Genomic DNA, 15115 nt, shown 5'->3' with positions numbered 1-15115 from the left:
GTTTAGAATGTACAATTCTGTTGTTTTTATCTCTGTTGCGTATTACAATTAGAGGTTCATATTTTCTAAAAAAATTGAGGTTGTCTTAATGTTAAACAAACTGCAAAAACTTTACACGTCAAGCCTGGCACGTATCGATCCAAAATTATCTAATATCATTGGTAAAATGAAGCTGTTATGGATGAAACAAATAAATTATATTATACGTATTCTCCGCTTTTTTAAAAGAATAGCATTATCTGCTGGTTCTCTCACAGTAACCACAATATTTTTGTTACTGTTTTACATCATAGTTCAGCTGTGGGGGTTTACCAACGAGAAGTATAGTTCTTGGCTTGATGGTTTATGGGATATGAAAGCTACTTTTATCACAACAATTGGGATTGGACTTGTCAGTCTCAGTGTAAACGAACAAAATAATTGGCGAGCAAAACTAAAGGTTCAATATGGTTTTAGAATGGCGTTTACATCGGTAGAACAAGTAATGTCCGATATAAATAGAACTTTTTTGGTTGATCAACAAATTATCAACGATTTAAATAAGGAATATGCGAGAATACAAAATAAAGAAGCTGTTCAAAAGAATATTGACAAGTCAGAACTTGATTTAAAGCTTAAAATATTACTCGAAATCTCAGAACACTTATTAGAAAAGATAAATTTCACGGAATTAGCAGTTGATCAGAAAAATATTCAATTGGAGCTTTCCTACTTAAATAGCGAGATTAGAGAATTTATTTCTAAACCAACCGCAACTGATACAAATTATTTATATATGTTTAATAAACTAAATTTCAGTATCCATACAATTGCAAATAGATTAAGTTCTCCTTGGCGATGGGACAAAGATAGAAAGCAAAAGTATTGCAAAATAATTGAAAAGTATTGCAAAATAATTGAAAAGTATAAGATAAATAAGGAGTAATTGTATACAAATAAAATATAAAAACCAAACTTAATTCTTAGTTTGGTTTTTTAAGTATCAAAAACTGAAAGGAAAATGGCATTATTTGTATCGAGCCATCGATGCAGATGGTTTAACCTTGGATATTTGAAGGTAGAATAAAATTGGGACAAGTTAAATGTGATAGAATCATGTATAATAATTAAATAATTTTATTGAGGAGGACATTACATGCCCAAGAAAACATATACTGATGAATTTAAAACAGATGCCGTAAACTATTATTATGATAGTGGACTTTCTATTAATACCACTGCTAAAAAACTAGGAGTAAGCGTCAGTGCATTAAGAAAATGGATTAAATTATCAAAAAAAGATGGATCAGTGTAGAGAAAGTGGAAATTATTCTAGCGATAAAGATAAAGAGATTGTAAGATTAAAAAGACAATTAAGAGACGCAGAAGGAGCGATTGAAGTACTAAAAAAAGCAATAAGCATTCTGGGATAGTAACAACGGAAGAAATTTATAAGAATATAAAAGAAGTAAGTGAAAATTCTAAACAAAAGCCTACTGTAGCTGGAATGCTTAAATGTATAGGATTATCAAAATCAGGATATTATAGACATAAGTCTAAAGGATTGAGTAAATCAAAAGAACGTCAGCTAAAAATCAAGGATCTTATCATGGAAATATGGGAAGAAAGTCAGCACCTTTATGGTGCACCCAAAATTACAGCTAAACTAAGAAAAATGGGCATACAAATTTCTGAACGTACTGTTGGAAAATATATGAAAGAACTAAAAATACGTACAAAGTACTGTAAACCCTTTACTGTAACTACTAGAGATTCCAACCTTAATAATAAATTGAAAAATATCCTAGATGAACAATTTAATCCTGAAGCACCTGATACGATTTGGTGCATTGATATAACTTATATTCTAACTAAAGAAGGATTTGTATATCTAACTAGTATCATGGATTTATTTTCACGGCGTATAATTTCTTGGGATTTATCAACTACATTGGAGACCACAAATATAATATCTCTTATAAATAAAGTGAAAGCTACTCGTAAGAGTAATCCAAAAATTATTCATAGTGATAGAGGTAGTCAATTCACCTCTAAAGAGTATTGCGAAATAACAGCTGGAATAACAAGAAGTTATTCAAAGAAAGCTTATCCGTGGGATAATGCTTGTATTGAGTCTTTTCACGCTATAATTAAGCGTGAATGCTTAAATGAATATAATATCAGTTCATATAATGAAGCTAGACGATTAGTATTTTCATATATAGATGGTTTTTATAATACAGTGAGAATTCATAGCCATTGTGGCTACATATCACCATTAGAATTTGAACAGACATACTTTGATAAAGTACAAAAAGTAAATAAAGCAGCTTAAAAGATGATGATTTAAGATTATTTTCCTTGCCAACAAAGGATTAGAATCATTATTTTTGTCAAGGGTTTCCCGTATGGGCTTGCCCTTGATAGAAATAATGATTCTAATAAAATTTTTACAAGGAAAATTATCTTTGTTCTATTTAACTTATCCATTTTCTTGACATAGTACCATGGCGAAATAGGTATGGAATTGATAATGCAAAATTTGGAAAAATTATATAATGGCTACTTCACGCTTAACTTACCTTCGATAAAATAAAAAAACAATAAGCAATTTTCGAATATTGAAAATCACTTATTGTTTTTCAGGAAGATAGGTATTTTGTCCCATCCTCTAGGACTTACATCCATTTGTAATAAAAAAGGCTAAAAAATACCACTAGATCAATAGTTTTGATAACTATGATTTAGTGGTATTTTTGTACTAATAATTCAATTATTCAACATCAAATTTACGACTACGTTGAATAAGTAGAAGTGTTACAACAACAGTGATGATAGTATCGACTGCTGTAATCCAGAATACACTTAGTACACTTGCTGCAGTGTCACTAATTACGAAACTGGATAACAAAGGTCCTAAGAAGTATGTCAAGGAAGCCATGAAACTATAGTAACTTGTCAACTTACCATGACCAGTAGGGAAGTAACTTGTTAATACAGATAGACCAACTTGCCAGATACCACCAGCACCAAAGAAACCAACTGCGATACTACCGATACGTGCAGTCATTAGAGATGGTGAAAGTACCATCAATAATAAGCCAAGTGCTGATAATGTTGAGTAAAGTAAGATTAAAGTTAAACGCTTAACTTTTGTAACAACAATAGCAGTCACAAAAACAGAAATCATAGATGACATTGCGTACCAAGATAATAGAGTTTTAGCAGTTGCAGGTGCAACACCTAATACGTTGATTCCAAAGTTTGGAATATATTGTGAGAATACGTAGAAAGTGAAACAAATTGTAAAACCTAGAGCGATGATTAGGGAACCATCAATTGCCATTTTTGGTTGGTTAGCTGATGAAACAGTTGTTGTTTCTTGCTTAACTTCAGCCTTTGGTTCAGTCTTTTTGCTTTCATCATGAGGAGCAAATGGTGTCCACATAACAAGTAAAATATCTAAGAATAATGCGACAGCTAAAATAATTGCAGTTAACCTAGCATTTGAAACAGAAGCTACCCAGAATGGGAACAAGAATTGACATAATGACATAGCAGCTTTAACTAATGAGTTCATTGTAGCTGATTTTTCTGGGAAAGCATCTGTTAGGGCTGGGTAACAAGCTGAATCACCAAAGGAGTTAGTAACACCAAAGAATAAAGCAGCAACACAAGCCATAAAGAGATTATGAGCAAATGCAGCACCTAATAAGAAAATAATATCGGAAGTGATTGCGATAATCATGGTTTTTTTACGACCAATTTTATCTGAAATAACACCGGCAAATAAGATTGTTAAGATACGGCCGATACCAACAACTGAAAGTACAGTTGAGATACCTTTAACATCAGTATTCCACGCCTTTTGGAAATAAGAACTGTATTGTGAAATGATGATTGTTGCCATACCAACTAAAGCAAAGTTGATATAAACACTGGCAGCGACGCCAGCATAATTTTGTTTTTTCATAACTTTCCACCCACCTAATTGTGATTTTTTTATCAATCTATTTACATTTTTAATATAAGTCATCTATCCTGTATTGTCTAATTGATATATTTTAAGTTAATTATATAAATATTCTATAGAATCTAATTATTTATAAATGTTTTAGTAACCGTAAACAATATTAATTTTATAGCATATAAAATATAAAATAATTATACATATAGATAAAATTGAAAAATAAAATAAATAAAGTCTATTGGAATTTTAAAAAAATAATAGATAAAATTAACGTATAATAAATGTGAAAAAGATAACAAGTTAGGAGGGGAACGGAATGGAATTCCCTATTGTGTGTAAGAAAAATCAACCTAAAGCTAAAAGATCAGTATTAGCCTTCTATGTATACTTTAATTATTTCGTTTGGGGATCATCAATCATTCTGGTTTCTCAATTCCATAGTTGGTTCATGGAATTATGGCATACAGATCTAAAAGGAATTTCAATTGTTATTTCGATGCTAGGTTTAGGACATTTGATTACTGTTTTATTAGCGGGTTGGTTTTCGGATAAATTTGGTAGAAAAAATACTATAATTATCGGAACAATTTCCAACATCATATTTTTGATAGGTTTATTAGTAAGTAGAAATATTTGGATGGCTTCAATTTGTAGTTTATTTTTAGGTAATGCCAATTCATTTAATGATTCTGGTAGCTATCCTTTATTAACGGAAAAATTTCCAGAGAAACCTGCTAGTATGAATGCTTTAGTAAAAGCTTCAATGTCATTATCGCAAACGATCTTACCGTTAGTAATTGCAGCAGTACACAGTGCATATATCATTATTCCAGCTATGGCAGTGATGCTAGGATTACTTCTATTAAAAGTGAGTGTAACTAATTTTGGTAAAAATGAAACAATAGTTAAAGAAACAGTTAGTGAACAAAAAGAAATCTTGGAAACTTCTACAAATAAGCCTTCTGTTTTGATTGATGGGGTAGGAATGGTAATATTAGGATTTACTTTATCATTTATATTCTATATGTACTCACAATATGCACCAGTATTTGCAGAAAAAGTTATTGGATCAACACCAGTTTTTTCTAAAACGTTGATTTCATGGTATGCTATTTCTTCTTTAATCTCGGTATTTATTACATCGACTGTAGTTAGAAAGGTACATCCATTTAAAGTGTTATTGACATATTCAATTGTTGCTGCAGCGATGTTAGCTGTGATGGTTGTTCATCCAACTCCAACAATTGCACGTTTGACAAGTATCGCAATTGGTTTCTTTGCAGCAGGTGGTATTTGGCAAGTTGGTCTAACAATTTTATCTCGTTATTTTCCACGAGAAAAAGGGAGAGTTACAGGATACTATAGTTTTGCGGCTGCTTTAACATATTTTGTGGGTCCGATTGTGTCTACCTTTATCCTAGATGATACAGCAGCCAGTTTAGTTCATGTATTTGTTTTAGATGTAGCTGTCTCAGTATTAGGAATAATCGTAATGATAATTTTAGCAGTACGTTGCTTCAAGTATAAATTCATCTAAAAAAAGAATCACTAGAATGAATTAATTGGAATTCAATTCTAGTGATTCTTATTATTTTCCAGCATCGGAATTTTGCTTAATAAAATTGATGAAATCTAAAGCAGCTGGAGATTGGTAATGACGCTTAAGAGTGGCCATGTAGATAAAGCGATGCCACTTAGGAAATTCAATTGGGATTTGTTTAACATCTAATGTTCTAAGAATTGGCATTTCTGGAACAATTCCTACACCAAAGTTAGCCGCAACCATACCAGCTACAGTTTCATCTTCGTCAACTTCGAAGACACTATCAGGGGTGCCACCGCAAATTGAAAATAGTTGTTCAGTTTCCGCACGTAAACCAGTATTAGAAGAATAAGTAATATATTTAAAGTCTAAAGTGTCTTTCAAATTAATTTTGGTTTTATTAGCTAGAGGATGGTTAAGTGGAGTTATGAATTTTAATTTTTGTTCATATACAGGGAAATAATCAACATCATCCAAGTTATCAATCTTTGAACAGAATGCAACGTCTACTTTTTCTTCTCTTAATTCATCTAAGATTGAGTGTGAAAAACCGATACCACTTTCAAATTCGAAGGAAGGTTGTTTTTCTTCAGGAATATCATCTAAAAATTTTCGAATAGTAGCTGGTAACCAGTGAGAACTAATAGAACGTAGCATTGAAATTTTAATAACTTCTTTGTTATTTTCGGATTTCTTAGCTCTTTCAATAGCACGATTGAGTGATTCAATAGCAGCTAAGCTTTCTTCAACAAAGATTTTCCCACTACGAGTTAACTTAATGTTTCGACCGGATTTTTCGAATAATTTGATATTAACTTGACTCTCTAAGGAACTAATCGCGTAACTTAAAGAAGGTTGTGTAATATGTAACATTTCAGCAGCCTGTGTATAATTCTCAGTCTGAGCTAAGACATGAAGATATTGTAATTGTTGTAAATTCATAAAAGGCCCTCTTTTCAATTTTTGATAACGATTGCAACGTATAGAAATATTATATCAATTATAGAAAAAATATCAATTAGACGTATAGAAATTATTGATATATATTAAAAGTGTAAAAATTAATTAAATAAATCACAAACTCTGAGGAGGGTTTTATTATGAGTAAGAAAAATCCTATTACTATAAGTTCTTGGACATTGGGAGACAAGTGTACATTTGAACAACGCTGTAAAGCTGCTGCTGAAGCTGGCTATGATGGCATCGGTTTAAGAGCCGAAACATATGTAGATGCTTTAAATGAAGGGCTTACAGATAAAGATATTATAGATATTTTGAATAAATACAATATCACTTGTACAGAAGTAGAATACATTGTTCAATGGTGTGAAGAACCCCGCTCATATGAACAAAAGTATAAGGAACAAATGTGCTTCCATATGTGTGAACTATTTGGTGTAAAGCATATTAATACAGGTTTAATGGAAGATTATCCTGTAGACTATACCGCACAAAAACTTAGAGAATTATGTGATAGAGCTGGAGATTTAATTATTGCCCTTGAACCAATGCCATATAGTGGTTTACCAAACTTAGATAAGACATGGAAAGTATTGCAAAAAGCTGATTGTTATAACGCAATGATGCTATTAGATACATGGCACTGGGTTCGTGCTAACCAACCTTATGATTTGTTGACAAAAGAACAAGCTAAGAAAGTTATTTCTATCCAAATTGATGATGCTTATGAAAGACCATATGCAGATTCAATCTTGAGAGACGAATCAATGCATGATCGTTTAGCTCCAGGTGTGGGGCAAGCTGACACAGTAGCATTCTTAAAGATGATCAAGGAAGCTGGTATCGATCCAAAAGTTGTTGGTGTTGAAGTTATTTCTGATAACTATATGTCCAAAGGTATTGATTGGGTAGCTAATTATACTTATAAGAATACAGAAAAAGTTTTGAAAGAGGCTTGGCCAGAAATTTTAGACTAATTGAATTGAAGAAAAGAGGTTAATATTTATGACTGAATGGTTAGGATTAAGAGATAAAGTTGTTGTAATTACAGGTGCTGCTGGTGGTATGGGAACAAAGTTTTCTCATGACTTTGCTGAACAAGGCGCTAAATTAGTATTGATGGATATCGCTGAAGAACGTGTTGAAAAATTAAGTAAAGAATTAGCTGATGAATTTAAAGTAGAAACACTTGCAGTTGTATGTAATTCTACAGATGAACATGATGTAGATGAAGCTGTAAAGAAGGTAGTTGATAAATTTGGTCGTGTTGACGTATTAGTTAACACAGCAGCAATTCTTCGTTTCTCACCATTGGAAGATTTAACATTTGATGAATGGAAACAACAAATTAATATTAATATTAATGGTTATTTCTTAACTTCTCAACGATTTGGTCGTCAAATGATTAAACAAAAGAAAGGTACAATGGTTCATATTTCAACAGTTGCTTCTCATTTCCCAGAAACATATTCTGGTGCATATAGTACAACAAAAGCTGCTGTAAACATGATTTCCAAACAAATAGCAGCTGAATGGGGACAATTTGGTGTACGTAGTAACTGTGTACTTCCTTGCTTAGTTAAAACTCCATTATCAAAAGACTTCTACAAAGATAAGGAAGTTGAAGATGGACGTAGTCGTTTAGTAGCAAGCAAGCGTATTGGTGAATTGAAGGATATTTCTAATACTGTACTATTCTTAGCAAGTGATCGTTCAGATTATACAAATGGTGATGAGATCAATGTTGATGGTGGTATCGGTATTATGATGCAAGATATGATTCCAAAGCCAGGTGGACGTCGTCAATATGCAATTGACCACCACAAGAAGTAATTTAGTGGAGTGAAAAATATGACTGAAAAGAAAGTAATTACTGCTCAAGCTCAAGGGCATAACGGACCAATTGATTTGGAAATTGGAGTTGAAAATCAAGAAATTGTAAATGTTGATGTAAAGAAACATTCTGAAACAAAAGGTATCTTTAATCAAGTTTTCTCAAAATTAAGAGATGATATTCTTGATAATCAAAGTTTTGATATTGATGCAATTAGTGGCGCTACTGTCATGAGTGATGCAATTTTGAAATCAGCTAAAGATGCGGTGGAAGAAGCAGAAGTAAAGATTGATTCTAAGAAAAAAGATATTCCTCATGTAACCGAAGAATTGCATACAGATGTTGTTGTTATCGGTGGTGGAGAAGCTGGCTTAGTTGCTGGATGTCGTGCCTTAAAACTAGGAAAGAAAGTAATTTTAGTAGAAAAAAATGGTTACCTAGGTGGAGCTACAATCCTAAATGGTTCTAATGTAACTGCAACAGGCTCTAAAGTTGCTAAGAATATTTTTGGTGATGAAGCAGATAATGATACACCAGAAAAATTAGCAGATGATGTTAGACGTGAATCAAAAGACACTAATGTTCCTGAGTTAACTAATTTAATGACAAATAACATTGGTGATGCAATTGATTTTATTTCTGAATTTGCTGGTTTAGAATATCGAAAAGCTCAAACTCAAACACCAGAACATTCAGTTGAACGTCAAGTTGAATTACCAACATCAAGTAGTTATGAATTTATCACTAAAGTTGCTAAAGCTTTTGAAGAAAAAGGTGGTCAAATCTTACTTGATAGTCGAGTAGAAGAGGTTATAACTGACGGTGATAAGATTACAGGTATTGTGACTGAAGGAAAGCATAAAACAACCAAGATTTTTGCCTCGGCCGTAGTTCTAGCTTCCGGTGGTTATGGTGCTAATACAAAGATGCGTGGACCGGAAAGTCAAGGTTTATACTATTATGGACCAATGACATCAACTGGCGATGCTTATCAATTCTTAGCTCCATTACAATTGAAGACAAGAAACTTAGGCTGGTATAAAGTATATCCTCATGGGGTAGAAACTGAACCAGGAATTGCTAAGTTAACAACATATGCATCTAAACTTGCTACTGATATGGGAGCAATTTATGTTAATACAGATGGTAAACGAATCGTTAATGAATCTGATGTATATGCTGAATTAAGAGATGCAGTCTTAAAACAAAAAGACAGAGTGGCATTCTTAGTAATGGATAAGCGAACATGGGATGAATTTTACAAGTTGTTAGTCTTACATGACTTTAGTGAAAGTGAAATCGCTGATTACTTTGCAAAAGACGGAAAGAGTAATCCAATTCTTGTGAAGGGTAGTTTACAAGAAGTTGCACAAAAAGCAGGTATTGATGTAGCTGGTTTAAGTGAAACTGTTCAAAAATACAATGACTATGCTAAACAAGGAAAAGATGAAGAATTTGGCCGAGATAGTAAATTCTTACATGAATATGAAGGCGATGAATTCTACATCATTGAACAACGTGATCGTTTTGCAACCACATTAGGTGGATTTGTAACAGATGCAGATCTACATCTACAATTTGAAAATGGTAATAAATTGGCTAATGTAGTTGCTGCAGGTGAAGTAATCGGTGGAGCAAATGGGCACGATTCTATGCCAAGTATGATGAACTCATGGGGCATTTCTTCCGGATTTGTAGCAGGAAAAGAAGCAGCTGAAATAAGTGAAAATTAACTTTAAAGGGGATAATTAAAATGGAACGTATCGATGGACATACTTTATTAATTGGTTTGATGGCATATCCTATTAGACATTCTATGTCACCAACAATGCATAACAATGCTTTTGCTAAATTAGGTTTAAACTATGCATATTTAGCATTTGAAATTGATAATGATAAACTAGAAAAAGCTGTAGATGCAATTAGAACTTTAGATATGCGTGGATCTAACGTATCTATGCCGAATAAGCAAAAGATTATTCCTTATTTGGATAAATTAGATCCCGCAGCTAAAATGGCTGGTGCTGTAAATACAGTTGTAAACGATAATGGTGTATTGACTGGATATACAACTGACGGAACAGGTTTCATGAAGTCACTAGCTGATGAAGGCTTAGATATTCGTGGTAAGAAGATGACATTAGCAGGTGCTGGTGGTGCTGGTACTCCAATCGCAATTCAAGCAGCACTTGATGGGGTAAAGGAAATTTCTATCTTCAATTTAGATGATGCTCAATGGGCACAAGCTGAAAAGAACGTTGAAATCATCAATCGTGAAACAGATTGTAAAGCAACACTACATCATCTAGAAGATAAAGAAGATTTTAAGAAGGAAATTGCTTCAAGTTATATCTATTGCGATGCTACAGGTGTAGGTATGAAACCATTAGAAGACATGACATTAGTTGAAGATCCTAGTTGGTTCCACAAAGATATGATTGTTTTCGATACAGTTTATGCACCAAGAGAAACAAAATTAATGAAAGTTGCTAAAGAAGCTGGCGTAGATCATGTTCTTAATGGCTTAGGTATGATGTTAGAACAAGGTGCAGAAGCATTCAAGTTATGGACAGGTAAAGATATGCCTGTAGACTATATCAGAGAATTATTATTTAGCGAAGATAACTAGGCGGTGAATTTGATGAGGATAGTCAAAGTAAGAAATGTTGAATTCGGTACGGGCCGTCCTAAAATAGCTGTTCCAATTACCGGAAAATCAAGTGATGATATTATAAAGCAAGCTGAAACAATTATGTCTAGCAATAACGCTGATTTAATTGAATGGAGAATAGATTTCTTTGACCAAGTTGAAGATGCTGAAAAGTTGGTTGAAACAGCCAAAAAGCTACACCAAGTTATGGGTGAAATGCCTTTATTAACTACATTTAGAACTCATTTCGAAGGTGGAGTTAAAGAATTATCAGAAGAAGAATATTTCGATATTTGTCGCATATTGATTAAAGAAAAGGCAACAGATTTATTAGACTTAGAATTATTCAGAAAAACAAGTAAGCTAAAGGAAATTATTGCTGAAGCTCATGAAAATAATATCTATATTATCATGAGTAATCATGACTTCGATAAGACTCCTGCAACTTCTGAATTAGAAAGACGACTAACTTTGATGAAGACTTACGGTGCTGATATTGCTAAGATTGCAGTAATGCCTAATAGTGCACGTGATGTTCTAAATCTATTGTTAGCCACAGATAACATGAAGTACAAATTAAATTGTCCATTAATTACAATGGCGATGGGAGACTTAGGCAAAGTAACCAGAATAAGTGGTGAAGTCTTTGGTTCTTGCTTAACATTTGGTACAGTAGGCGATGCTTCTGCACCAGGACAAATTGAAAGTACTAACTTAAAAGGAATCTTAGATACATTAAAGCTTGACTAAGCAAAAAGAAGTTGAATCAAATTTGGTTCAACTTCTTTTTTTGTGTATTATAAAGAGTTCAATGCATCCGTAGTTTCATCATTATCAATATGAGTATAAAGAGTAGTTGTAGCAGTTGAGCTATGTCCTAATTGTTGTGCAGTTAAAACAAGGTTATTAGTTTGTTTATACAATCTAGTAGCTAAAGTGTGTCTCAACTTATGAGGAGTAACTCTGACTTTGAAACCTTTAGAGTATTTGGAAACCATTTTTTCAATAGCAGAGCCAGTAATGCGTTTGGAACCACCACGACTAATAGCTAAGAAGAATGCTTTTTCATATTTATCTGCACGATAACGACTAGCACGGATATCACGATAATTAGCTAGATATTCCATTGCAAAAGCGGCAATTCTGACAGAATCTTTTTTATTTCCTTTTCTAAGTACAGCAACTCGATTGTTTTCGAAATCTAAATCTTCAATATTGATATTAACAACTTCAGATAAACGGAGACCGGATCCTAACATTAAAGCATTGATAGCTAAATCTCTTTCAACATCGCGATTGTAGAATTTCTTAGCTTGAGTAGATAATGACTGAGGATAAACTTCTTTGATATATTGTAGATATTCATCAGTTTCATCATCTAAAAATAACTTTTCTTCTAAGGCATCAGCTCTAGCTTGTAGAGTTTGCTTATCAGCCACATTATCAATACTTTGCATAACGTCGTGTGTTAAAAAAGGTTTCTCTTGAGAGTTATTAGCACTTCTGCTTAAGAACTTAAAGATCACTTTTAAAGCAGTGATATTACGCTGAATAGTTACTTTAGATAGAGTCTCAGTAGACTCTTCTTTATGACCATTTTTATCAAGAGCTTTTTTATTTTGCTTTTTTCGGCGTAAAAGATAAGATTTGTATTCAGTAGCAGTACGAACTGTAAGCTTATCAAGCGATTCTGGGGCGATGTCACTAGTTTTATTTTCGTTAACATAATGATTTTCAATCAACCAAATCAAAAATTGATGGAAATTCTTCAAGTATTCAAGAATAGTATTAGGAGAATATTCATCAGCGGTTTTTACAATAACAAAATCATTCATATAATAAGGGAGCTCATGTAGCAACTCATCGATTTTTTTATTTGCAACTTCTTTTTGCATAGTTATCCTCCGAACATTCATTTGATAATAGTATTATACCATGAAATTTAAGTTTCGTATTAAATATAACTTGTACTTTGTGTTAATTCATAATGTAAATATATATGTTAAGTGGTAAATGGTAATGAAATAAGTCTTACTTAAGAGTGGAAGAAAGACTTTTAATTAAGGAATACAGATGTATTATAATAAAAAGAGGGGAATGTAGACAAATTACATGTGAGATAAAGTAATCTTTTTTGAATTAAACTACTGTACGAAAATAATCTTATCAATAAAGAAAATAGTATAATAAAATATAAGTAGAGTATAGTAATGTACCTGTACAAAGGTGAATTTAATCATAATGTTATTTCTGTGAACGAAGGAGATGTTCAAAAATGAAAATTACAACTCAAATTAGTCTTGATGATGTTTTGGATAATTTTGAAAGATCATGGACTATTGTTCGTATGAAAGATGGACGAGTATTAAATTTATATATCGTTGATGTTGATGATGAGTTCCAGAGAAATGATGAAGAAGATGAACCAGAGTTAAAAGCTATCGTTTATAACACTACAGGTAGTAATTCTTATGGTAATGGGATTGCTTTTGATGATATTGACAGTATTGAACTAGATCCTAACAAAAATTAATTAAAAAGCTGTCATGCAATTTCAACTTTACCGGAGGAGTTGAGAATTAATGAAAATAAATAAAGCAACTAAACTTTGGGATGTTATAAAAGCTTTTAATTGGAAATGGTGTGTAGTTACTTTAAAGAATAGTAAAAGGATAAAATTATATATTGTGGATGTAGATTATGAAGCATTTAGCTATAATATTATAGTTTATAATTATACTGGCAGCAAATCTTATGGTAATGATATTTCATTTAGTGATATAGATGAAATTGAATTATATAAGAGTGAGGAATAATATTGATCTAGATTTAAGTGATCTTAAGAGATCGGAGAGATACTAATGAAAGCTATAGATGTTTTTTATTTAGAAAGTGAAGATATTTCAAGTGTTGTTGTACCCAGAACAAAAAAATTTAAAATTGGAGATAAAATAATGGATAAAAATGGTACAGTGTATGAAGTGCATAGTTTTGAGCATATATGTCGTACTTTCAAAGATATAACTGGTTTAGTAGTCCATGGTAAATTTGAAGGTGATATTGTGAATTTGGTAGATGAAGAATAGATAATAGCTATTAAACTGCTTTTTACAATTAAAAACTACTAGTAATTATTAGATTGATTAAAGGACATTGATACTTTTATAGGAAGTGATAAAAATGTGTACAGCAATTACTTTAAATGGTAATAATAATTATTTTGGAAGAAATTTAGATTTGGATTTTTCATATGGTGAGCAGGTAATCATTACTCCGGCTGAGTATGAGTTTAAATTTAGAAAGGAAAAAGCTATAAAGAATCATAAATCACTAATAGGTGTTGGAATTGTCGCTAATGATTATCCATTGTATTTTGATGCTATTAATGAGGATGGACTAGGAATGGCAGGATTGAATTTTCCTGGAAATGCATATTATAGCAATGCTTTAGAGAATGACAAAGATAATATTACGCCGTTCGAGTTTATTCCATGGATTCTGGGACAGTGTAGCGATGTTAATGAAGCAAGAAATTTAGTTGAAAGAATAAATCTCATTAATCTTAGTTTTAGCGAACAATTACCTTTAGCAGGATTACATTGGTTAATTGCTGATAGAGAAAAATCCATCGTAGTAGAAGTAACTAAATCTGGAGTACATATTTATGATAATCCAATTGGAGTATTGACTAATAATCCAGAATTTAATTATCAGATGTACAATCTGAATAAATATCGCAACTTATCTATCAATACACCACAAAATACATTCTCAGATAGCGTGGATTTAAAGGTAGACGGCACTGGTTTTGGTGGTATTGGATTACCAGGCGATGTATCTCCCGAATCTCGTTTTGTGAGAGCTGCTTTTAGCAAGTTAAATTCAAGTAAAGGGACGACCGTAGAAGAAGATATTACTCAGTTTTTCCATATACTAGGGACAGTAGAACAGATAAAGGGCGTTAATAAGACAGAATCAGGAAAAGAAGAATATACTGTATATTCGAATTGCTATGATTTGGACAACAAAACGTTATATTATACAACATATGAAAATAGGCAGATAGTGGCTGTTACTTTAAATAAAGATAAGAATGGTAATAAGTTAGTCGTATATCCATTTGAAAGAAAACAAATAATAAATAAGTTGAATTAAGCAAAATAACTGGTATCATAGTAA

Annotated in this window: 16 protein-coding genes and 1 pseudogene; 14 read left to right on the top strand and 3 right to left on the bottom strand. The window is 32.1% G+C overall.

Annotation, left to right across the window (positions count from 1 at the left end; translation table 11 throughout):
• The first annotated feature begins 88 nt into the window (after positions 1-88).
• From OZJ21_RS00565 to OZJ21_RS00550, 4 genes and pseudogenes are all read left to right on the top strand, one after another.
• The gene (locus OZJ21_RS00565) at positions 89-925 is read left to right on the top strand and encodes a hypothetical protein (RefSeq protein ID WP_268857254.1); all 837 of its coding nucleotides are present in this window, start codon (positions 89-91) and stop codon (positions 923-925) included.
• Positions 926-980: 55 nt separating this feature from the next.
• A pseudogene (locus OZJ21_RS00560) lies at positions 981-1052 on the top strand (DDE-type integrase/transposase/recombinase); the annotation flags it as partial.
• Between the two features lie 83 nt (positions 1053-1135).
• Entirely contained in the window at positions 1136-1294 is a 159-nt protein-coding gene (locus OZJ21_RS00555; protein WP_204771110.1) for a transposase, read from the top strand.
• Between the two features lie 114 nt (positions 1295-1408).
• Positions 1409-2314, top strand: a complete 906-nt coding sequence (locus OZJ21_RS00550) for an IS3 family transposase (RefSeq protein ID WP_044005708.1) — start codon at positions 1409-1411, stop codon at positions 2312-2314.
• Positions 2315-2752: 438 nt separating this feature from the next.
• On the opposite strand, the gene OZJ21_RS00545 is transcribed toward OZJ21_RS00550, so the two are convergent.
• A complete protein-coding gene (locus OZJ21_RS00545; protein ID WP_044005709.1) occupies positions 2753-3952 on the bottom strand; it encodes an MFS transporter in 1200 nt (399 codons plus the stop codon).
• Between the two features lie 313 nt (positions 3953-4265).
• Here OZJ21_RS00545 and OZJ21_RS00540 point away from each other — a divergent pair, with 313 nt between their 5' ends.
• The gene (locus tag OZJ21_RS00540) at positions 4266-5486 is read left to right on the top strand and encodes an MFS transporter (RefSeq protein WP_178847300.1); all 1221 of its coding nucleotides are present in this window, start codon (positions 4266-4268) and stop codon (positions 5484-5486) included.
• Positions 5487-5537: 51 nt separating this feature from the next.
• On the opposite strand, the gene OZJ21_RS00535 is transcribed toward OZJ21_RS00540, so the two are convergent.
• Positions 5538-6434, bottom strand: coding sequence for a LysR family transcriptional regulator (locus OZJ21_RS00535; RefSeq protein ID WP_069469604.1), 897 nt, complete (start codon positions 6432-6434; stop codon positions 5538-5540).
• A gap of 158 nt (positions 6435-6592) precedes the next feature.
• Here OZJ21_RS00535 and OZJ21_RS00530 point away from each other — a divergent pair, with 158 nt between their 5' ends.
• From OZJ21_RS00530 to aroD, 5 genes are read left to right on the top strand one after another with little or no spacing between them, the layout of a single operon-like run.
• The gene (locus OZJ21_RS00530) at positions 6593-7429 is read left to right on the top strand and encodes a sugar phosphate isomerase/epimerase family protein (RefSeq protein ID WP_268857253.1); all 837 of its coding nucleotides are present in this window, start codon (positions 6593-6595) and stop codon (positions 7427-7429) included.
• Between the two features lie 28 nt (positions 7430-7457).
• A complete protein-coding gene (locus OZJ21_RS00525) occupies positions 7458-8285 on the top strand; it encodes an SDR family NAD(P)-dependent oxidoreductase (RefSeq protein ID WP_003699078.1) in 828 nt (275 codons plus the stop codon).
• 18 nt (positions 8286-8303) lie between these two features.
• A complete protein-coding gene (locus OZJ21_RS00520; protein WP_268857252.1) occupies positions 8304-10019 on the top strand; it encodes an FAD-dependent oxidoreductase in 1716 nt (571 codons plus the stop codon).
• A 20-nt stretch (positions 10020-10039) separates the two neighbouring features.
• Complete coding sequence (locus tag OZJ21_RS00515; RefSeq protein WP_268857251.1) at positions 10040-10915, top strand: shikimate dehydrogenase; 876 nt, start codon at positions 10040-10042, stop codon at positions 10913-10915.
• Between the two features lie 12 nt (positions 10916-10927).
• Positions 10928-11686, top strand: a complete 759-nt coding sequence (gene aroD / locus OZJ21_RS00510) for a type I 3-dehydroquinate dehydratase (RefSeq protein WP_268857250.1) — start codon at positions 10928-10930, stop codon at positions 11684-11686.
• A gap of 47 nt (positions 11687-11733) precedes the next feature.
• Here aroD and xerS read toward each other — a convergent pair whose 3' ends face one another.
• Complete coding sequence (xerS, locus tag OZJ21_RS00505) at positions 11734-12831, bottom strand: tyrosine recombinase XerS (RefSeq protein ID WP_003703247.1); 1098 nt, start codon at positions 12829-12831, stop codon at positions 11734-11736.
• A gap of 380 nt (positions 12832-13211) precedes the next feature.
• Between xerS and OZJ21_RS00500 the strand changes: the two genes are divergently transcribed.
• The 4 genes from OZJ21_RS00500 to bsh all read left to right on the top strand — a co-directional run bounded on the left by OZJ21_RS00500 (position 13212) and on the right by bsh (position 15091).
• Positions 13212-13469 carry a hypothetical protein gene (locus OZJ21_RS00500; RefSeq protein ID WP_109242091.1) on the top strand — a complete coding sequence of 86 codons (258 nt, stop codon included), beginning with the start codon at positions 13212-13214 and terminating at the stop codon, positions 13467-13469.
• A gap of 49 nt (positions 13470-13518) precedes the next feature.
• Complete coding sequence (locus OZJ21_RS00495; RefSeq protein WP_268857249.1) at positions 13519-13752, top strand: hypothetical protein; 234 nt, start codon at positions 13519-13521, stop codon at positions 13750-13752.
• 45 nt (positions 13753-13797) lie between these two features.
• A complete protein-coding gene (locus OZJ21_RS00490) occupies positions 13798-14022 on the top strand; it encodes a hypothetical protein (RefSeq protein ID WP_003708758.1) in 225 nt (74 codons plus the stop codon).
• Between the two features lie 94 nt (positions 14023-14116).
• Positions 14117-15091, top strand: coding sequence for a choloylglycine hydrolase (gene bsh / locus OZJ21_RS00485; RefSeq protein WP_268857248.1), 975 nt, complete (start codon positions 14117-14119; stop codon positions 15089-15091).
• Positions 15092-15115 lie beyond the last annotated feature (24 nt).

The organism is Ligilactobacillus sp. UO.C109, from assembly GCF_026847815.1.
Classification (GTDB): Bacteria; Bacillota; Bacilli; order Lactobacillales; family Lactobacillaceae; genus Ligilactobacillus; species Ligilactobacillus salivarius.
This window is presented reverse-complemented; position numbering and strand designations above follow the sequence as displayed.